The organism is Nocardia sp. bgisy118 (assembly GCF_057708605.1).
Genome location: NZ_JBYISM010000015.1, coordinates 1 through 19,141 on the forward strand (window position 1 = coordinate 1; position 19,141 = coordinate 19,141).

The following is a 19,141-nucleotide window of genomic DNA, read 5'->3' on the forward strand; positions in this document are numbered from 1 at the left end:
ATCGCCGCCAAGGGCCTGGCCATGAAGTCCGGCTTCAAACGCCCCGGCCCCAAGGCTCCAAGCGCCGGGACGCCGGTCCCGGGCTCGGAACCAGCTGAGCCTGCCGTCGCCGTTCCGGCGGCCGAGACCGACTCGGCTCGGCCCGAATCGGCACCGGCCGAGACCAACGGCAAGAGCGGGAGCAGCGGCACGGTCCAACCGCCGTCTGCGAAACCCGGCGGCATGGGCTTCAAGCCGGGTGCCAAGGCCCCAGGCCGCAAAAACTAAGCGGGTCCTGCCAGGAGTCGACGCGTGCCCACTCCGACCGCACCCCGTGTTGGAGTGGGCACCTAGCAGGAACGTTACTGTCGTGCGTCGCGCCAGCCGTTCACCCCGCTGCTGTGCCCACGCCCTGCCGTCCAGTCGTTCTCGATCGTCAGGCCAGCCACAAGCGAAAAGGGCTGACACGCAACAAGGATGGCTAGATCGGCGCGCACAAGCGCACTCACACCGCCGTCGCCGGCGAACTCGGACGCGCAAACTCCCGACCTGAAGCGTCGGAACGACCGGCAAGATCCCCTGTCGCTGCTGAAATAGGTTCGGGCGCAATCAGATCCCGAATGACTGGGGCAGTCGAGGACCGCTGCCGCAACACGATCTGGCGTCTCGAACGTGACCCGATCACCGTCAGCGCATCCTTGCCGTGATCCGGGACTGGTTCGTCGAATACGGGTATCCGCAGAACACCAGGCTCGGTGAGCGCGTCGTGTGTTCCGCCGAAGCTGATGGCACACGCGCGGAATTCAGCGCGCGCCTGCGGTAGGTCCGACCCCATCGACGCACTCGCCATCGCTCGCGCCGCATTGCGCGTCCGATGCGCCCGCGGCGCGGTTCAACGGTGTCGAGCGCGAGATCTGGCTACTGACCGACCACCGCGAAGACCTTGAGAGCAATGCCGTCGCCCTACCGTCGAGATCGGCCAGCTGACCGAAGAGATGGACAGCACCGCTTTCGGCGACAGACCGGCACGACATTGCCTGTCCCGCAACGGAAATCGGCAACGCTGCCCTGCGCGCATCGCTCTCACTCGGGTGCGGTGCTATCCCGAGCCCAAGGCGTTGCTGTCCAGACCCAAGCCCGTCGGCGACGGCGGCAGCAATTTACCGACCCGCTGATTCGAGAGCCTCCTGAGGGCGAAGCGGGTTCAGCAGGGTCAGATTCGAGTCGTGGTGTTGTGGTCCACTGGATTCACGGGAACCGCTTGGCGATCGCCTCCGCGATCGCGTCCGGTGCGTGTTCCTGAATGAACTGACGGGCGCGCGGGAGCTCGACTACTTCGACATCGGTGAAGGTAGTGCGCATGCGCGGGATATGGGCGTTCGGGCGGTACACCATGTCTCGCATTCCCCACACCAACAGGGTCGGCTTGTCACCGAGTATGGCGGGCACGTCTCGGGAAAGTTGGTCCAGCAGCGGGGTCGCGTCACGAATTTGTCTGGCGATCACGCCGAGTCCCCGCCGGGCTTCCGTGGTGGGCTGCACCATGCGATAGTGATCGACCTCGGCCGCGCTGAGCTTGCGCCCCAGCTCCGAGAGCAGGACGCGCTCGACGAGGAAGTTCTGCTCGAGCACCCGCCGCTGCATCGGACGGGTGCGCATGACCATACTGAAAACCCGATTCGCCCTCGCTTCGAGTGGCCAGAACAAGGTATTGCCCAGCACGATCCCTCGCACCCGGTCTGCGCGCGCGGTGACCGCGCCCAGGCCGATGGGTCCGCCCCAATCATGTCCCATCAGGACGAAGCCGTCGAGCTGCAGATGATCGATCAGCTCGCCGAGGACCGAGGTGTGCTCGGCAACCGTGTAGCCGAAATCCGCAGGTCGTTCGGACAATCCGAAACCCAGATAGTCGACGGCGATACAGCGGTACCGGCCACGCAGTTCCTTCACGATGTGGCGGTAGAGGAAACTCCACGTCGGAACGCCATGGCAGAACAGGATCGTCGGTCCGGACCCCTCGTCGATGTAGTGAACCCGGCCGGCGGACGAGTCGAACCATCGGGACTCGAAGGGGTACAGACTCCTGTCGGGAACGAAGTCGATCAGCATTGGAACCCTCTCTGCGATACAAGACGACGTCTGATATACCCCGCCCACACGGAATCACGTGAATCGCAACAGGTTTGGGGCGGACCGGAGCCTGTGCAACCGATGGAAATTCGCGGTTGGACAGGCTCCTCGATCTTTCCCCACCCGAAGGGCGCTCCTCGATCATCGATACTCGACCATAGATGAGTCGAATTACCGCAGTTCGGAGAGCCTTTCTCTCAATTCTGGACTCGTAGGCATCAATTACCATGACCGGACGAAGCTGTGTGCGCAAGCGGTCTGTCGGCCGCAGTGGACGACACGAACCCTTGCCTGTCCCGAATTTCATTGTATGCTCACTCGGGCCAGGACTTCGAAGACACGACGGACTTCCTTCTCGATTCGGAGTCGAATGCGGTCGTTGCGCGTGGGGAGGCGTGACGCCTATTACCGAGCACGAAGGAATCTTGACAATCGCCCGCGGACTGCGGGTCATCGAGTAACGAACCCGAAAAGCACGGCCACAACAGCGTGAATCAGCTAGGCGAGCCGTCGGTTTACATCCTGCTCTTATGAGCAAAACTGTCGATGGGACGAGCGCTGCCTGGTGGGCGCCAACGGAAATGCGAATATTACAAACGGGGATATGGAATTACTGCAGGACTGAGGTCCGGAGCGGGCAACATTGTAACTGCGCATGACGAGTGAGCTGTGATCGTGACTGGAACAATTTCGAAACCGACACTTGACGAGTTTCTGGACAAGTCGGCAGAGGCGAGAATCGACTGGGTGAATTCGTCCGAAGGATGCACGACAAGCATTCTGGGACGACTCGAGCTGTTTCTTTCGTTCGCGCGGCCGCGCACATGCTTACCGGGAATGTTGGCGTTCTATCTGTCCTGCAAGATGCTTGGGTTGCCGATCGACCTGGACGTTTTGATTGGCTTCGCCATCACGTTCCTGTACAGCGCGGTAGCAAACCTGTTCAACGCCTACTCGGACATCGCAGAAGACAACCAGAACATACCGGCACGGTTGTACCTTCTCGGTCTTTACGGTCGGCGGCGGCTGCTGCGGAGTGCCTATGCGGTGTGTGGTGTCATGCTGGCATTGGCGGCTCTCGTGAGCGTCAGTTTTATCGGGATGACAGCGATCTGCATCATCATCGCGCACCAATATTCGTTGCCGCCATTCCGCGTGAAGGCGAGGCCGGTGTTGTCGATCGGCCTCTTCGCCTTGGATGTTGCATTTCCATTCCTGATGGCTCCGGCCATAGCGAAGCACGGACCGGCGGTGCTCGGGAATTGGCAATTCATCATCATGGCTGCGTATTTGTTTGTATGGTTCGCGGCCAAAGGGCTGGTGAAGAACCTGCCCGACTACGACGGCGATCGAAATGCCGGTCTGTCGACCTCGGCGACAATCAGCGGAACACGACAGCGAGCAGCGATAGTGGCATCGGTAGCGACGGCAACTGTCTACTTGGGGCCACTGTTCCTGGTGGCGAGTGGTCAGTTCGCGGAGAAGTATCTGATCGCCCTCGCGTGGTTCCCGGTCGTATGCATTCAGTGCGCGCGAATGATCCTTCGTGATGACAGCCGCTCGGCGAACAACATGCTTCGTTTCGACATGGTGGTGTCGACGGGGTACCTGTCGACTTGGATCTTGCTGGTAGATCCGTCCGTTTCATCGATCAGCATCGTGTCGGGGTCACTGATGATCATCTTTCTCATGGATGCGATGAAACTCGACACGCGCAAAAAAGAGGACATTGTGTGATGGAGGCGGTGGAAAGGTTGACGGTGGTGCGTGAAGCAGTCTTGTTGAATGAGTACCGCTCGGGCGAAGACAGCGATTCCTCGGCCGCCGCGATAGATCTTTCGAACAATGCATTGCCTTTTGCTCCATTGCCGAGCGTTCGCAAAGCAATAGAGGCCGAAGTGGAGCGTGCAGCAGACTACCCTTCTGCGTCGTACGGATCGCTGCGGCGGGCTATCGCCGAGTTCGCCGGCTGTGGACCAGATCAAGTCGTCGTCGGACCGGGCAGCGTCGGCGTGCTGGGATACCTTGTGCAACGGGTTGCCGGCGATGGCGGCCGAGTCGTTTTCGCAGTTCCGGCTTTCGACGCGTACGAGAGAGTCGTGGTCGGTGCCGGCGGCACGGCAGTGCCGGTGCCGGGCACGGAGAATCGGTGGCAGCCGCTGGAGTCGATGGTGGCAGCGGCGGGGGAGGACGCGGCCGCGATCCTGATTTGTGCGCCGCACAACCCTACGGGCGAGCATGTCAGTCCTGCCGAGGTCGAGATGGTCCTTTCGGCAGTTCCCCGACACACGGTCGTCGTGGTGGACGAGGCGTATATCGAGTTCGATCGAACCAACGATGCTTCGGCAATTGTGCGCATGACTCGCCGGCATCCCAATCTGGTCGTCATGCGGACCTTCTCGAAGGCCTATGGCCTGGCGGGCCTCCGCGTAGGGTATGCCGTCGGCCATAGCGACCTGATCGGCGCCTGTCGAACTCTTGCGATGCCTTTCGGTGTGAATCGGTTGGCGGTAGCGGCGGCCATTGCGTCGCTCGAGGTGAGCGATGAGCTCGCCGGCCAGGTGGATGCGGTCGTTCGTTGCCGATCGCTGTTCACCGAATCAGTTCGCGCGCGTGGAATTGATGTCCCCGATTCGTACGGCAACTTCATCTGGGTGCCGATGCATCGCCCGACTCCGCTGGCCGAGTATTTCGCCGAGTCGGGGATTGTGGTTCGTGAATATCCGGACATCGGCGTCCGGATCACCGTACCTGCAATGGAATACCTGGCTGATGTCGTCGACATACTTGCAGATGGATACAGACAAGTGGAGGCAAGTTCATGCAGATGAATTCGCACCTTGGGGCCGACTTGTTGGGGCGTCCACGGTTCGCAGATGTCCTTGTGGATCGTTTGATCCGAAACGATGTGCGCTATATCTTCGGGATGCCCGCAGAATCAGTCAATTGCCTTGTCGATGCGATCGGGCGGCGCTCGGAGATCGGACTGATCGCGGTTCGCCATGAAAGTGCGGCGTCCTGGATGGCCGTCGGTTACGCACGGGGGTCGGGCACTGTCGGCGTGTGCTTCGGTACGGCAGGCCCCGGTGCGACTCATTTGTTGCCCGGCGTTTATGACGGGCTGTACGACCGCCTGCCTGTGCTGGCAATATCCGGACAGGTCGCACGAGCAGGTATCGGTACGAAGTCGTTCCAGGAGATCGATTCGGCGCGGCTGTTCAGAGACGGTACATGGCGATCGTCGGACATCATGTCGGCCGACCAGATCAGTGTCTTCGAGCAGATGGTTCTCGCGGTACGACTCGAGCAGACGTCCGCGCATGTTGCCATTCCGTCGGACGTGTTGAACGCGCCGGTCGGTGAGATAGCACAGGTAAGCCCGTATCGGTTGGACCGTCGGATTGCCGCGGAGGCCGACAAGAAGCGCATCGCCGACCTCGCGGACTATCTCTGCGCGAAGCCGACAGCGATCGTGTTGGGCGCGGGCAGCAGGGAAGTCACTGATTGCGCTCGCCTTCTCGCGGACGCGCTGGATGCTCCACTCGAGGCGTTGCCCGAGTCGGGAATCCCGGAGGCACTGGTATCGCCGGTGAAGGACGCCGCCACATCGGCAGCCGAAGACACTGTTCTTCTGATTGGACGTCCAACCGCCGGAGTAGCGCGATACTTCCCATCGGCGAATACCCTGATAGAAATCACCGATGTCGCTACGTCCGGATTCGATGCCGGATGCCAGAGGGTTGGAATTGCCGGCGATATTTCATCGATTCTGCAGTCCCTGACCTCCGCCGTGTGGAGCCGCACCGGCGCACCATCTGAAAAAACATCGGAGCATTCGTCTGGAACGCCGCGAAACCAGGATGCGCCCGGTGGGTGGGCGGTACTCGCGCAACGGCTGGCTGGTGCATCGGTCGCTGTCGACCCCGGATCGATACAGCGACTGTCACGCAGATTCCTGAGCGAACACGCGAATATCCACAGTGCGTGGAATCTGGAGGCTGAAGGTTCGGCTCTCCCGATGTCGATCGGTCTCGCATTGGCGACCAGCGATCGGTGCTACGTGCTGACCGAACTCGAGTCTCTGGACCAATACGTCTCGGAGCTGTCCACCGCCGTACGATACGCGGTGCCGATAACCGTTGTCTGCCGAGCGGAATCTGGTGCAACGGTGCGCGATCTGGCCCGGGCCTTCGGCCTCCCGGCGTTCTGGGCGGGAGACGCAAGTGAACTGAATTCGAGGCTGCACGAGGCTGGTCGGGAGCGTGGGCCGGCTGTGATTCTGACCTCGGCGTTGGACGTGGAATCGGCACCGCTCGACCGAACGCCCCGCGCCGATGTCGTCGACTTCGCGAGTGATCTGCTCGATGCGATAGCGCGCCAGGGGATCGACTCGGGGTACCTATCGAGAAACAGCTGCGAGCGGCTGGGATTGACGAGCGACTGTGCTGACCTCGACTTGCGTGTCGTCGCTGATACCCAGGCGGCTGCCATGCGGGCGACCGCGGCATTCAAGGCTTCGGGGAGTCCAGCCTGTGCTCTGGTGACTTCTCCCGCTGAACTGCTCGCGCAGCTGAATGGGCTGTACGACGCATCGTTCGACAACGCGTCGGTGCTGCTGATCTCCTTCGAACTCGACCGTTGGCTCATGGACCCGGTGGACGTGCTGAGTGAGATCGCGGCGATATCGGTTGTGCTGGACGGCACAGGCAAGGATGCGGCGCGCCTTCGAGACGCGTTGGCGACTGTCGCCGGCGGGGGTACGGGGGTGACGCACATTCACGTGTCCAGCTCCGCGATTGCCGCCGGCAATAGTGCAGCGCTGGTGGAAAGCTCGAGCGCGCTCAGTATTCCGACTTCGTTGATCGGACTTCCCGGTAGTGCGATGGCCGCACACGAAGAGATAGTGCGGGCCGCGGAACTTCTCAAAAAAGCGGAGAATGTCTCGATTATCGTCGGCCGTGGTGCATCGGGCGCACGACGTGAACTCATCGAGTTGGCGTCGCGCGCGGGAAGTCCTCTCTACTGCACGATGGGTGCATTGGCCGCGGATGTCGTAGGGGACCACTGCGACGGCCTGGTGGGGACATCTGGCCATGACGAAGCAATGCACAATGTCCGTCAGAGCCAGTTGGTCCTATTGGTCGGTGTGTCATGGCGAGGTTCGGCGTTCGGGATGGTCGGAAACAGTCCAGTGATTTCCATCAACGCCGACCCGCTGACATTCCTTCGGCTCCCGCCGGACTCGATCGGCTTGCTCGGTGACGCGCGGGAGACGCTGGAGGCGCTGGTTGGATGTTTCAATGACGACGTCGCTGTAAGCAGCATTGCCCGTACCGGCACGCCCCGGCGAAAAGGGCCGCGGGAAAGTGCGCGGCAATTGCGGGCGGCGACGGCCGCGCAGATCATCGATCACGAGCTCGCGCGAGCCGGTAGGGCATCTACCTTGAGCGTGGATGTCGGTATCAATACATTGTGGGCGTACCGCTATGTCAGGTCGGCATCCAGATATCTGTGGACCGCATCGTTCGCTACCATGGGATTCGCCGTGCCTGCGGCAGTGGACGCCGCCGTGCGTAATCCGAAGGACATCTCCGTGGCGATCGTGGGAGATGGCGGGATCGGCATTACGTTGGCCGAGCTTCGAAATGCGGCAAAGGTCGAATCGACGACGGTGATAGTGGTATTCAACAACGGTGCGCTCGCCGCCATCAAATTCGAGAGTTGGATAATGGGGTGGCCGGATAGGTCGTCGGAATTCGCGGCGTTCGACTTCGCAAGCTTTGCGCGGCATTGCGGGCTGCCCGCGGTGACGGCGCGGACATCCAAGGAATTCGGGATCGCATTTCGATCTGCGCTTCGCAACGACGGTCCGATGCTCATCGACGCGCGCATCCCTGCGGTGGAGGCTCCCGCCCTGGCGGGGCGCATACATGTTCGTCAGGTAGTGGGACTTCTGTCGGGCTGGCTGCGTGACGGTAAGGCCGCGAGATCCGGTGCCTGGTCGATGGTGAAGGCGGTTGGCGCCGACGCAGCTGGTCGAACTGTTCGCCGTATAGGGCGCCGCGAATGAAGTGTCGAGGCACAGAGAGAGGAGGGATTTGAATGGTCGGGACACGTCCTGCTACGCCTCAGGCAATGTTCACGAAAATAGCTCCCCGCTATGACCTGGTCAATTCGATTCTCACATTGGGTGGCGACAAGAGGCTCCGCCGCAGAGCGGTTCGCATGCTGAGGCTCGAACCCGGTGCCAGGGTGCTCGATGTCGCTGCGGGTACGGGCGAGATCGGCTCCGCATTGGCCGCCGTATATCGCATGCCGATCTCCTACTGCGCTGTCGACCTCAATGAACAGATGCTGGAGGTCGCGGAACGCAAGCTCGTGCGCCTCCGGCAAGAGCGGCCGGAGAGTGAATGGGACCTCTTGTGTGGAAGCGCGGAGTCTTTGGCATTCGAGCCGTCGAGTTTCGACGCTGTCGTTATGTGTTTCGCGCTCGATGACATGGACGATCCATCGGCCGCGCTGGCAGAGACGGCACGGGTTCTCCGCAACGGTGGGCATTTCCTGCTGATCGAACTCGCAATGCCGGACGGTGGCCTGTTGCGTCAAGTTCTGAAGTTCCGCCTGTGGATTGTTCGTAATATCGCGGGATTGTTCGGTTTGGATCCCGTCGCTCACATGACCACGGAGGTGGAGATGGACCGCGGCGCGGAACATTCGATAGCGCGCTGCGAAAGCGCTGGCCTGATGTTGGAGGCCCGAGCGCGATACCTCAGTGGAATGGTTCGTGCGTACGTGTTCCGCAAGGCGACGGCGTTCCCGGCATGAGCGAAACCTTCGCGGAAACAGCCTGACATTGATTATTGCCGAGATATCCTGAATTCAGATGGGAAAGACTCTTGACATCCGATAAATGCCCGCACGCGGCGGCGCCGAAGGTTCACTCCGAGACCGGCATAACCAGCCGCCGTTTCTCGAATCGGCACGTGCCCGGACCGCCAGGACATCGTTTCATGGGTTCATACCCTGAGTATTCGAAAGATCGCAACAAGTTCTTGCGCGATGCGGTCCGGCAGTACGGCGATGTCTGCCGAATCAAGCTCCCGCTCCGAGACCTGGTCGTACTGGGTAACCCAGAAGATGCCCACGTGGCAATGGGGGACACCTCTGGCGACTACAGCAAGTTCGGAAACTATCATCCTATGCTGCAGAAGCGGCAGAACGGGCTGTCGTTCATCGAGGGTGAGATCTTCCGGGAAAGACGCCGGATCGTCAGTCCGCTGGTCACGCGAGACGGCCTGAAGAATACGTTCGCTGCCAATGTCGAAGCCTACCTCGATAGCCTCGAGTCGAACATTGCCGCGGCGACCGACTCCGACGGCGTGACCGATATGCAGGAAGCGATCTTTCAGACACTTTTGCGAGGAGTGCTGAAGCAGACGTTCACGGAGCCTTTTACTGCCCAGGAGATCGATGAGTTGCACAATGGTCTCGCGACCTTCACCAAGTTCCTCGGATCGACTCTGAAGATCGCTGATCCGCCTAATCTGGTACGCCCGTGGGGTCCGTACAAAATCCGGCCGTGGGCGGTGTACTCCGCGGCGATGATCGTCAAGAATCGCGTTGTCGAGCGACAGAACTCGCCGTCTTTGGGAACCTATGGCGATGTCTTGGACGGCATGGTGCTGGGGTACAAGAAGCTGAAGACCCCCATGACTTTCTGGGACCTTTGTTTCGACGTAGCCACTATGACCAGTGCATCGTACGGCACTACTGCCGGCGCCATCACCCAAACGGTCGTTCGCACCCTCCTCGACAACGAAGCGACGGATCGCGTGGTGGACGAGTGCGGCAGTGTCGATATTTCACAGCCGACCATCGAGTCGGTTCGCAGCCTGCATTGGGTGAAATCCTGCTTCGAAGAATCGATCCGAATGCAAGGGCTTCCGCTCCTTCTCCGATTCACATCCAAAGGAGCGAACTTCCAAGGGTTCGACATTGCACCGAACACTATGCTTGGGATTCCGATCTCGACGATCCACCGTGATCCACGCTGGTGGACCGATCCTGACAAATTCGATCCGAATCGGTTCTACGACAAGAGCAAACGAGTGGATCAGCCTCGACTGTTGCACTATCTCGCGTGGGGTGCAGGTCCGCACCGATGCACCGGCGCTCAACTGGGGTACCTGATTGCGCCGTACCTCGTGGCCTTGATCTTCAGCCGGTACAAGATCGAAGTTCCCGCGAATTGGTCGCTTCGCGAGGATCCCGGCCTGGCGCCGATGATCAAGGGCGGTTTCAAAGTTCGAGTGACTCCACGATAGCTGTTTCGACCGACGACAACCTGAGAGAGTGTTGAATGAAATTCGCAGAGCGGTATGATATTGCGGCGCCCATTTACGACAGAACTGCATGGGTACTGTCGCTTGGCGGAATCGACAAATTGCACCCGGGGCTGGTCGACGGACTGGACTTGTCCGGCAAGACCGTGGCCGATCTCGGATGCGGTACGGGCCTTGCCTTCCCCGCGCTGCTCAACGCAGTCGGCCCCACCGGTCATGTCATTGGCGTGGACAACAATGCGTCCATTCTCGCCAAGGCCGAGCAGCGTGTTTCGGCGAACAAATGGAACAATGTCTCACTCGTGACCGATGACATCGCGACGCTGGCCATGCGCCGAGACGTCGATGTGGTTGTCAGTTGCATTGCGATGAGCTGCGTGCCGAATCCTTCGAAGAAGTTGGAAGAACTGCTCGTGAACCTCGAGCCCGGCACCATGGTGCGCATCATCGATGCGCTGCCGCGGACATCTGGGCGCTGGCGTCAGGCCATCAATTCGTACAACTTTGTGAAGTCGGGCATTGTCGGCTCTCATTTCAGGGAACTTGCACCGTTCGAACAGGTATTTCGCGATCAACTGAGCGGCGTAGTCGTCGACAGCCTGCACGGCGGAATGTATACGCGGCTGACCGGCGTAAAAGGCGCGAAATAGCGGCGGGCCCGTTCACGGTTCGTGCCTGAATTTATTTTGCGTGTTGGGAGGTGGTCGACATGAGTGCGTGTGAACTGGCAGTCGATTGGGGTAGCAAGAAGTTCGGCGACAGTCTCGTGCTGGACAACGTGGACATCTCGATCGATCGCGGTGAGTTTCTTGCTGTGCTCGGCCCGAGCGGCAGCGGCAAGTCGACGCTCCTGCGGGTCTTGGCGGGGTTGGAGCATCTGACTGCCGGAACGATCAGTTGGAGTGCGGATGGTGCCCGCCCGCGCACCGGCGTGGTGTTCCAGCAATCTTTGCTGCTGCCATGGCTCACGGTGATCGAGAACATCTCGCTGGCAAGGCGATTCACCGCGCACCGTCACGAATTCGACCACCAGTACCCCGCGACCTTGTTGCGGCGTTTCGGGTTGGATCGCCTTGCCGAGCGATACCCGAGCGAGCTGTCGGGCGGCCAGGCGCAGCGCGTAGCTGTGCTGCGCGCGGCTGCGACACGGCCACGGCTCCTCTTGCTCGACGAGCCGTTCAGTGCTTTGGACCCGGCCACTCGGATCGACTTGCAGCAGTGGCTGGCAGAGCTCGTTGCCGATATCGAGGCAACGGTTGTGCTTGTCACGCATGACGTCGACGAAGCAATCGCGCTGTCGGATCGGATCGTCCTGCTCGACCAGGGAAGGATTCGTCGTGAATGGCGGGACGTACGGAATGGCAGTGATACGTGCTCGCTTCGCGAGGACATTCTCCAGCAGTACCACCCGGACGAGGTCGTAGTTCCGTGACAGCGTTTTCGAGACGACACCTGTTGGCAGGGGCGACGGGACTCACCGTCGCCGCTGGTCTCTTCGGCTCGGCCGACCTCGCCCACAGCGCGGCAACCGCTGGGCAGCGGCGGGAGAGTGCCCTTCGCATCGGCTACCTGCCGATCACCGACGCGGCACCATTGTTGATCGCGCATTCGGCGGGCCTGTACCCAGCCGGGACGGTCAGTAGCGGCAAGCCTGTGCTGTTCCGAAGCTGGGCCGGGCTGGCGGAGGCGTTCGTATCTCGTCAGATCGACGTCGCGCATTTGTTGATGCCGATGGCCCTGCAACTCCAGCGCGCACTGGGCGCGGGGGTGCGAGTGCTGGGCTGGAATCACACCAACGGTTCGGCACTCACCGTCGCTCCGGACATCACTGATCTGGAACAGCTGGCCGGGACTCAGGTCGCCATCCCGTTCTGGTGGTCGATTCACAACATCGTCCTCCAGCAGCTCCTGCGAGCGCACGACATCACACCGGTTGTTCGACGTAGTGCGTCGCGGTCCAAACGCACCGTCGAACTGGTTGTCATGAGCCCGTCGGATATGGTTCCCGCCCTGGCGAACCGTTCGATTTCGGGGTACGTAGTGGCGGATCCGTTCAACGCCATCGCGCAGATCAAGAAGATCGGGCGAATCCATGTCTTCTTGGGCGACGTGTGGCGCGAACATGCGTGTTGTGTCCTGGTTACCAGGGACGACGTGATCGCAGAGCGGCCGTCCGCAGTGCAGGAGGTCACCGACGCGGTGGTTTCCGCACAATTGCACATCAATATGGACCGGAATCGAGCTGCGGGTGCCCTGACGTCCGGCAGCTATCTTCCGCAGCCGCTGCCTGCGGTTCGCACCGCGCTCGCTTATCCGGCGCCACCGTATCAGTTGCGACGCCCTGAGTGGGCGCCGCAACTGGTGGGATTCCAGCCGTACCCGTATCCCAGCTTCACCCGACGGCTTGTCGAAGCAATGCATGACACGGTGGTGGACGGGGATCGCGGCTTTCTGGACAACATAGATCCGGCCAGTGTGCACAACGAGCTGGTTGACGACACCTTCGTACTGAAGTCGATTGGTGCACACGGTGGCACACAAGCTTTCGGGCTGCCCGCCGACCTCGAGAGAACCGAACAGGTGCAACTGCTGTGACTTCGACTTCCGTTCGATCAAAACCCGCCCCCCACAACGCAACCCGGTCAGCAGCCGCCAAGATCTGGCCCGCCGCGGTGGCGATGGTTCTGACGGTTTGCCTCTGGTGGATGGCGACGACGGTCCTGTCGCCGGAGCACTCGCTCCTGCGTCAGACCGCGCCGCAACATGTGCTCCCCGCAATCGCTGATCTGCATCAGCGTGGGGTGCTGGTATCCGATGCGGCGATAAGCCTGTGGCGGTTGCTCATCGGCCTGGCCATCGCGATGGTTATCGGTGTTCCCATGGGTCTGCTGATCGGTCTGAGCACTCGGATCGAACAGGCGACGACGCCGGTCGTGCAATTTTTGCGAATGATCTCTCCTTTGTCATGGACGCCGATTGCGATAGCGCTGTTCGGGATCGGTAATCAGCCGGTCTATTTCCTCATCGCAGCAGCCGCTGTGTGGCCCGTCATGCTCAACACCGTATCCGGGGTTCACGCCATCGACCGCGGATTCCTGGACGTGGCGCGGTCTTTCCACGCGACCCGCGCCGAGCAACTGAGGGTCGTGATAATTCCGGCCGTACGTGATCATATTCGGACCGGCCTGCGACTGGGTCTCGGTACCGCCTGGATTGTTCTGGTTCCCGCGGAGATGCTCGGCGTGAGGTCGGGGCTGGGCTATCAGATCCTCAACGCCCGCGATCAGTTGGCGTACGACCAGGTCGTGGCCATCATCCTTGTCATCGGTGTGCTCGGATCCGCCGTGGATTTCGTGGCGAGCCGCCTTCCGGGGCGAACCCTCAATAACCGCGCGGTGTGATGAAAGCAGATCGGCGGTAGCCAAGAGTTCATTCGATCGCGCGGGTGTCTTCCTGCGCGTTCTGCGACCACTTCCCAAGTCGAAGGGTGAGGTTCATGTCCGAAGTCCGTGTGGCGTCCGATCGTCGCTGGTGGGCGCTGTCGGTACTGTCGATTACACAATTGATCGTCGTCCTGGACGCGACGATCGTGACGATCGCGCTGCCCTATGCGCAGGCCGACCTCGGCATCAGAGATGCCGACAAGCAATGGGTGTTCACGGCCTACACGCTGATGTTCGGTGGCTTGCTGCTACTGGGCGGACGCTTGGCAGACTATGTCGGGCGGCGGCGGATCCTCCTGATCGGTTTGGTCGGATTCGCGGTGGCCTCGCTGGTGGCCGGTGCGGCGGTCAGTGGTGGCATGCTGTTCGCCGGCCGGGCGTTGCAGGGCATGTTCGCGGCGTTGCTGGCTCCATCGGCGCTGTCGCTGGTGTCGGTGACATTCACCCAGGCGCACGAGCGGGCTCGCGCTTTCGCCGTCTTCGGGGGCGTGTCCGGAGCGGGGTTCGCGATCGGACTCATCGGCGGCGGAGCGTTGACGCAGTTCGTGTCCTGGCGCTGGTGCTTGCTGGTGAACACTCCGATCGTGCTCGCCACCGCGGCGGCGGCCCTTGCGGTCGTGGTCCGGGACGTGCCGGTCCGGCGGGTGGGCGGCTATGACCTGCCCGGTGTGGTCTTCGTGACCGCGGGACTGGCGAGCGTCGTTTATGGGTTCAATCGTGCGGCGCAGGCGGGATGGGGTGCGGCCAGCACGGTCACGCTGCTGGTGACCGGTGTCTGCCTGCTGCTGGCCTTCGTGGCCATCGAGGCGCGGGTCGCCAATCCACTACTGCCCCTGCGGATTCCGGGCGAGATCAATCGGGGTGGCTCGTTTCTGGTCGCTTTGCTGATCCCGATCGCGATGTATGCGGTGTTTCTGTTCCTCAGTTACTACTTCCAGGAGACGCTGGGCTATTCGCCGTTGAAGGCCGGAATCGCCTTCCTGCCCTTTCCAATCGGCATCGTCGTTTCCGCGGGTGTAGCCAGTCGCTTGTTGCCTCAGGTCGGACCGCGGGTGCTGATGCTGGCCGGTGCGCTGCTCGGGGCGGGTGGCTTGATCTATCTGGCGCAGTTGCGGGTCGGTGACACCTACTGGGCTGCTGTCCTGCCGGGCGAGATCGTCATAGCGCTCGGCATGGCGCAAATCTTCGTGGCTATGCAAGCCACCGCGCTGTACGGGATCGACGATCACGACGCCGGTGTGGCCAGTGGTCTATTGAACGCGGTGCAGCAGATCGGCGCCTCGATCGGAACCGCGCTGCTCACTACGATCGCGGTGCAGGTCTCGGAGCGATACGTGCTCAGCCACCCGCCGTCCCCTGATCTGCCTGCACACGCGGCGATCCACAGTTTCGACATCGGATTCTATTGGGGTGCAGGGTTTTTCGTGATATCTGCGATCGTGATAGCGGTCACGATTCGGGTCCGGAGGTTGGATTTGGTGACCGAGTCGGACAGGCAGGCGGCGATGCCGGTCTAGGTGCTGGGCGCGCCGGGATAGGGCGAACCGTATTCGGTGCCGGCTCATCGGGCGGGGTGTGAGTGTGGCGGTGGCGAACACGGTGCCCGACCTGTGCGGGGATCAGGGCGTCGACTGATCGGTCGGGATCGGTTCGGGTGGGCGACGTAGCGAAGGCAGTGCCATCGCGAGTTCCCCCCGTCGGGCCGCCCGCCGCCACCGCTGTCCGGAGTCGATAGCACGCCGGATCTTTCGCACGGTGGGTACCTGTGTGAGCAGGTGTAGCTGATATTGCCACGGCATTTGTAGCCCGTGCCGAGCCGCCATCGCATAGGCGAACTGCACGGCGCTGCGGTCGAGATACCGGTCGGCGTGTTCGAACCAGACCATGCTGGCACGGGCGGCGGCCTGTATCGGGCGCAGTGCAGTGCGCCGCTGCGCATCGTAGTTCTTCAGCGCGTCGGCGAGTTCGGGATGCTCGTACAGGTTCTGTGCGAGCACGACGGCGTCGATGATGGCCAACCGGGTGCCCGAGCCGATGGTGAAGTGCGTGGTGTGCGCTGCATCGCCGAGCAGTACCACGTTGTCGTGATACCAGGTCTTGTTGGTCACCTCGGGAAAGCGGCTCCACCTTGCGAATTCGCCTCGTGTCTTGCTGATCAACGAGTGACCGTCGAGATGGCGCGTGAACATGTTCTCCAGAACACGCACGTTCTCCAGGTTGTCCAGGGAATCGAATCCCAGTCCATGCCAAGTCTGCGGTTGGCACTCGACGATGCAGGTGCTGATCTTTTCGGCAACCGACGGGTAGGCATGGAACCAGATCCAACCGGCCGGGGTGTGTTCGAAGGCGAAGGTGAATCGGCTGAACACCTTGTCCGTACCGAGCCAGATATATCGATTCTCGCCGAGTGTGACGGACGTGCCGAATCGATGATTACCCAGCTGCCGTACCCGGCTGTTCGCGCCGTCGGAGGCGACGATGAGATCGGTGTCGTCGAAGCCGGACAGATCGTGGACCTCTCGCTCGTGCTGGACATTTACGCCCAGGTCGCTCGCCCGTCGGGAAAGTACGTCGAGCAATGCCGCGCGCCCCATGCTGAACCCGTAGCCCCCGAAATGTGCGGTCTGGTCGTCGCGCACATGGATCGCCTGTTCACGCCATAGGACCGACCCGGCACGCACCGCTTGGGCGCTGTCGGGGTCATTCCGATACAGAATGTCGAGCAGGTCGTCCCAGTACACGACGCCCCAGCCATAGGTGGACCCGGGGGGATCGCGGTCGATCACGGTGATGTCATGGGCCGGGTCGCGCCGCTTCATCGAAATAGCGAAGTACAACCCGGCAGGCCCGCCACCGATACACACGATCTTCATCTCGTCACCAGCTCCAGCCCGGTTGGTCGAACCTGGCTTCACACGATCGGTACTCGATGCAGTTGAGCCCGGCACGCTGTGCGTGTCCGGGCTCAGTCACCGGCGCTAGCGGCCCCAGCCCCAGCCGCCCCAGCCGCCCCAGCCGCCCCAACCCCAGCCGCCCCAACCCCAGCCGCCCCAGCCGCCCCAACCCCAACCGCCCCAGCCCCAGCCGCCCCGACCCCAGCCACCCCAGCCCCAGCCCCAACCACCCCAGCCAGGGCCGTGACCCCAACCGGGGCTGTCGACGAGTTGGGTTGCAGACGTGGGCGTCGTTGCGTGCGCGGTAGGCGCTTGCGTCGCGGCTGCGACGACCGGAATCGCGGCAACTGCGGCTATACCGGCGGCCGCCGCCAACCGGGCGAACTTCGTGTGTGAATTCTTTCTGTTGATCATGATAGGACTCCGAAATGCTGTCCCGACCTGCTCGAAGTCTACGCGGTTTCGCCGAACTCTAGAAGTCGCCGCGTCGACCAATCTATAATGCCCGCCACCTTCCCCACTGTTGCTCAATCCGAGGATGCCCCGCGTGCTCCGTGGCGGAGGGGGCCGCGCATATCGAGGCGCGGTGTCAGTGGGGGTGTCAGGTCTGTGTCAGGTCGGTGTCAGTCGGCCCGGCGAGGGTGTGTACATCGAACACAACGACCGGCGCCGACACCGTTCCAGTCGGTGCCACAACCGATTTCGAGGAGTACACGACATGTCCACCACCATCACCTTGACCGACCAGGACAACAGCACCCTGCGCACCGCCGCCTACGGCGCCGTGTCGCTGATGGCCGCCTCCGGTGCGCCGCACAAGGGCATCGCGCACGGCTCCATCGCCCTGACCTCGGCGACCGGGCTGGTCGGGCATGCGCTCGCCGCCAAGTCCAAAGACATCCACCTGCACGGCAAGTCCGTCGCCGAACTCGCCGACCAGGTGCTGCCTGCCCTGACCGCAGCGATGAGCCTGCTCGGCAAGCAACATCCGGCCGAGGCCGACAACTTCCGCGGCACCGTCCTGGTCGCCGTCGAAGCCGCCGCCGGGTCCCGCAAGAGCGAGCCCAGCCCCGCCGTTGCTGCGATGGCCCGCAAGATCACCGCGGCCCTCGACGCCGCCTGACGGATGCGGGGCAGCGGCACAGTTTTCAGATCTCAGGAGGAATTTTGACGCGTGAACTGGTCTACACGGGCTTCATGTCACTCGACGGTGTCGTGGACTCGCCGGGAGGTAAGGAGGAGGGGCACCGCAGCGGCGGTTGGGTGATGGACACCGAGTTCGTGCCCGAGGCCTACTCGCTCAAGGGTGAAGAACTCGCCGACACGACGGCACTGATGTTCGGCCGTCGCAGCTACGAGGCGTTCGCCCCGATCTGGCGCGACTCCGCGGATCACGCCGCGTACAAGGAACTTCCCAAGTACGTGGTCTCGACCAGCCTCGAAGACGACGCCGTGATCGAGGGATGGGGTCCGATCACGATCCTGCGGTCGATCGACGATATCGCCGAACTGAAGCGGGGCGATGGCGGCGCCGTCTTCATTCACGGCAGCGCCGAGCTGGCACGGCGTCTGGCGGACGCCGATCTGATCGATCGGTACAACCTGCTCGTCTTCCCGGTGCTGCTGGGGGAGGGCAAGAGTCTGTTCAGCCGGGCGGACCGGGACAAGCGGCAACTGCGCCTGAAGGAGTCCGCGACCTACTCCAATGGAGTGGCCAAGCTCGTCTACGACGTCTTGCGCTGAGCGGGATCGAGCGCGATCACGCCTCCGCGGTCCTCATGCGAGGTGCCGAGGGATGTAGAGCTCGCGTTTCGATAGTCGCGTCGCCGTGTGCGCCGTTTCCTTGGGAAACACTCGTGCGCCCTCGGCGACGCGCTCGACCGCGGCCACGATCGCCGCGGTTGACAACTGTTTCGGCAGCGAGGCCACCGCACCGGATCGGTCCCGCGTCGCCGACGGTGCACGTGCCGTAGACGATGGTGTCGTCGGCGACGCGCATGGTGGGGCCCGTGGGCATGGGACCGTGGCTGAGTTCCTGAAGCGGGGATTGCGGCGGAACGACGGGTGCGATCATCGCCGATCACCCCGGCCGGCAAACTCCGAGTGTGTCATTGATAACGCGGATTTTGGCAGATCTGCCAGATGTTTCCGCAGGTCAGGGCGAGTAATCGCAGGTCGCCTCTGTGTGCGCGAGCGCACTCGAACGCACGGATACCGAAAAGTGACATCAATGACGTGAATTTGTGCGCGAGAGGGGACTTGAACCCCTACGTCCGTGGACACCAGAACCTAAATCTGGCGCGTCTGCCAATTTCGCCACTCGCGCTTGATGGTACGACCGTCCAAACTCTAC

15 protein-coding genes, 1 tRNA gene and 1 pseudogene are annotated in these 19,141 nt (G+C 62.1%); 13 read left to right on the forward strand and 4 right to left on the reverse strand.

The features are described from left to right. Window positions 1–267: pseudogene (locus tag AC3EO7_RS19330) on the forward strand (hypothetical protein); the annotation flags it as partial. Between the two features lie 960 nt (window positions 268–1,227). Here AC3EO7_RS19330 and AC3EO7_RS19335 read toward each other — a convergent pair. Then, complete coding sequence (locus AC3EO7_RS19335; RefSeq protein WP_431962470.1) at window positions 1,228–2,088, reverse strand: haloalkane dehalogenase; 861 nt, start codon at window positions 2,086–2,088, stop codon at window positions 1,228–1,230. 690 nt (window positions 2,089–2,778) lie between these two features. Here AC3EO7_RS19335 and AC3EO7_RS19340 point away from each other — a divergent pair. From AC3EO7_RS19340 to AC3EO7_RS19385, 10 genes are all read left to right on the forward strand, one after another. Next, on the forward strand, window positions 2,779–3,846 hold the full coding sequence (locus AC3EO7_RS19340; protein ID WP_431962472.1) for a UbiA family prenyltransferase: 1,068 nt from the start codon (window positions 2,779–2,781) through the stop codon (window positions 3,844–3,846). Next, window positions 3,846–4,940, forward strand: a complete 1,095-nt coding sequence (locus tag AC3EO7_RS19345) for an aminotransferase class I/II-fold pyridoxal phosphate-dependent enzyme (protein WP_431962474.1) — start codon at window positions 3,846–3,848, stop codon at window positions 4,938–4,940. Before AC3EO7_RS19340 ends, AC3EO7_RS19345 begins: the two co-directional genes overlap by 1 nt. Next, window positions 4,931–8,179 carry a thiamine pyrophosphate-binding protein gene (locus AC3EO7_RS19350; protein ID WP_435591976.1) on the forward strand — a complete coding sequence of 1,083 codons (3,249 nt, stop codon included), beginning with the start codon at window positions 4,931–4,933 and terminating at the stop codon, window positions 8,177–8,179. The genes AC3EO7_RS19345 and AC3EO7_RS19350 overlap by 10 nt, the downstream gene beginning before the upstream one ends. Before the next feature lie 65 nt (window positions 8,180–8,244). Continuing rightward, window positions 8,245–8,934 (forward strand): class I SAM-dependent methyltransferase, encoded by a 690-nt coding sequence (locus AC3EO7_RS19355; RefSeq protein WP_431962478.1) that lies wholly within the window; start codon window positions 8,245–8,247, stop codon window positions 8,932–8,934. 158 nt (window positions 8,935–9,092) lie between these two features. Then, the gene (locus AC3EO7_RS19360; RefSeq protein ID WP_435592052.1) at window positions 9,093–10,433 is read left to right on the forward strand and encodes a cytochrome P450; all 1,341 of its coding nucleotides are present in this window, start codon (window positions 9,093–9,095) and stop codon (window positions 10,431–10,433) included. Between the two features lie 35 nt (window positions 10,434–10,468). Next, on the forward strand, window positions 10,469–11,101 hold the full coding sequence (locus AC3EO7_RS19365; RefSeq protein ID WP_431962482.1) for a methyltransferase domain-containing protein: 633 nt from the start codon (window positions 10,469–10,471) through the stop codon (window positions 11,099–11,101). A gap of 59 nt (window positions 11,102–11,160) precedes the next feature. Next, the gene (locus AC3EO7_RS19370) at window positions 11,161–11,883 is read left to right on the forward strand and encodes an ABC transporter ATP-binding protein (protein ID WP_435591977.1); all 723 of its coding nucleotides are present in this window, start codon (window positions 11,161–11,163) and stop codon (window positions 11,881–11,883) included. Then, window positions 11,880–13,046, forward strand: a complete 1,167-nt coding sequence (locus tag AC3EO7_RS19375) for an ABC transporter substrate-binding protein (RefSeq protein WP_435591978.1) — start codon at window positions 11,880–11,882, stop codon at window positions 13,044–13,046. Before AC3EO7_RS19370 ends, AC3EO7_RS19375 begins: the two co-directional genes overlap by 4 nt. An 83-nt stretch (window positions 13,047–13,129) precedes the next feature. Next, on the forward strand, window positions 13,130–13,852 hold the full coding sequence (locus tag AC3EO7_RS19380; RefSeq protein ID WP_431963550.1) for an ABC transporter permease: 723 nt from the start codon (window positions 13,130–13,132) through the stop codon (window positions 13,850–13,852). 95 nt (window positions 13,853–13,947) lie between these two features. Continuing rightward, window positions 13,948–15,411 carry an MFS transporter gene (locus AC3EO7_RS19385; protein WP_488186278.1) on the forward strand — a complete coding sequence of 488 codons (1,464 nt, stop codon included), beginning with the start codon at window positions 13,948–13,950 and terminating at the stop codon, window positions 15,409–15,411. A gap of 102 nt (window positions 15,412–15,513) precedes the next feature. On the opposite strand, the gene AC3EO7_RS19390 is transcribed toward AC3EO7_RS19385, so the two are convergent. Then, a complete protein-coding gene (locus AC3EO7_RS19390; protein WP_435591980.1) occupies window positions 15,514–16,767 on the reverse strand; it encodes an FAD-dependent monooxygenase in 1,254 nt (417 codons plus the stop codon). Window positions 16,768–16,872: 105 nt separating this feature from the next. Then, a complete protein-coding gene (locus tag AC3EO7_RS19395) occupies window positions 16,873–17,202 on the reverse strand; it encodes a hypothetical protein (protein WP_435591981.1) in 330 nt (109 codons plus the stop codon). Window positions 17,203–17,506: 304 nt separating this feature from the next. Between AC3EO7_RS19395 and AC3EO7_RS19400 the strand changes: the two genes are divergently transcribed. Then, a complete protein-coding gene (locus tag AC3EO7_RS19400) occupies window positions 17,507–17,911 on the forward strand; it encodes a hypothetical protein (protein ID WP_435591982.1) in 405 nt (134 codons plus the stop codon). A gap of 44 nt (window positions 17,912–17,955) precedes the next feature. After that, complete coding sequence (locus tag AC3EO7_RS19405) at window positions 17,956–18,531, forward strand: dihydrofolate reductase family protein (RefSeq protein ID WP_435591983.1); 576 nt, start codon at window positions 17,956–17,958, stop codon at window positions 18,529–18,531. 501 nt (window positions 18,532–19,032) lie between these two features. On the opposite strand, the gene AC3EO7_RS19410 is transcribed toward AC3EO7_RS19405, so the two are convergent. Next, window positions 19,033–19,114 (reverse strand) — tRNA-Leu (locus tag AC3EO7_RS19410). Window positions 19,115–19,141: the final 27 nt, after the last annotated feature.

Bases quoted from the DNA above. Each gene is read 5' to 3' on its own strand.
- AC3EO7_RS19365 (WP_431962482.1), top strand. From the start codon at position 10,469: ATGAAATTCGCAGAGCGGTATGATATTGCGGCGCCCATTTACGACAGA.
- AC3EO7_RS19345 (WP_431962474.1), top strand. From the start codon at position 3,846: ATGGAGGCGGTGGAAAGGTTGACGGTGGTGCGTGAAGCAGTCTTGTTG.
- AC3EO7_RS19385 (WP_488186278.1), top strand. From the start codon at position 13,948: ATGTCCGAAGTCCGTGTGGCGTCCGATCGTCGCTGGTGGGCGCTGTCG.
- AC3EO7_RS19350 (WP_435591976.1), top strand. From the start codon at position 4,931: ATGCAGATGAATTCGCACCTTGGGGCCGACTTGTTGGGGCGTCCACGG.
- AC3EO7_RS19395 (WP_435591981.1), bottom strand. From the start codon at position 17,202: ATGATCAACAGAAAGAATTCACACACGAAGTTCGCCCGGTTGGCGGCG.
- AC3EO7_RS19390 (WP_435591980.1), bottom strand. From the start codon at position 16,767: ATGAAGATCGTGTGTATCGGTGGCGGGCCTGCCGGGTTGTACTTCGCT.
- AC3EO7_RS19380 (WP_431963550.1), top strand. From the start codon at position 13,130: ATGGTTCTGACGGTTTGCCTCTGGTGGATGGCGACGACGGTCCTGTCG.
- AC3EO7_RS19355 (WP_431962478.1), top strand. From the start codon at position 8,245: ATGTTCACGAAAATAGCTCCCCGCTATGACCTGGTCAATTCGATTCTC.
- AC3EO7_RS19335 (WP_431962470.1), bottom strand. From the start codon at position 2,088: ATGCTGATCGACTTCGTTCCCGACAGGAGTCTGTACCCCTTCGAGTCC.
- AC3EO7_RS19370 (WP_435591977.1), top strand. From the start codon at position 11,161: ATGAGTGCGTGTGAACTGGCAGTCGATTGGGGTAGCAAGAAGTTCGGC.
- AC3EO7_RS19400 (WP_435591982.1), top strand. From the start codon at position 17,507: ATGTCCACCACCATCACCTTGACCGACCAGGACAACAGCACCCTGCGC.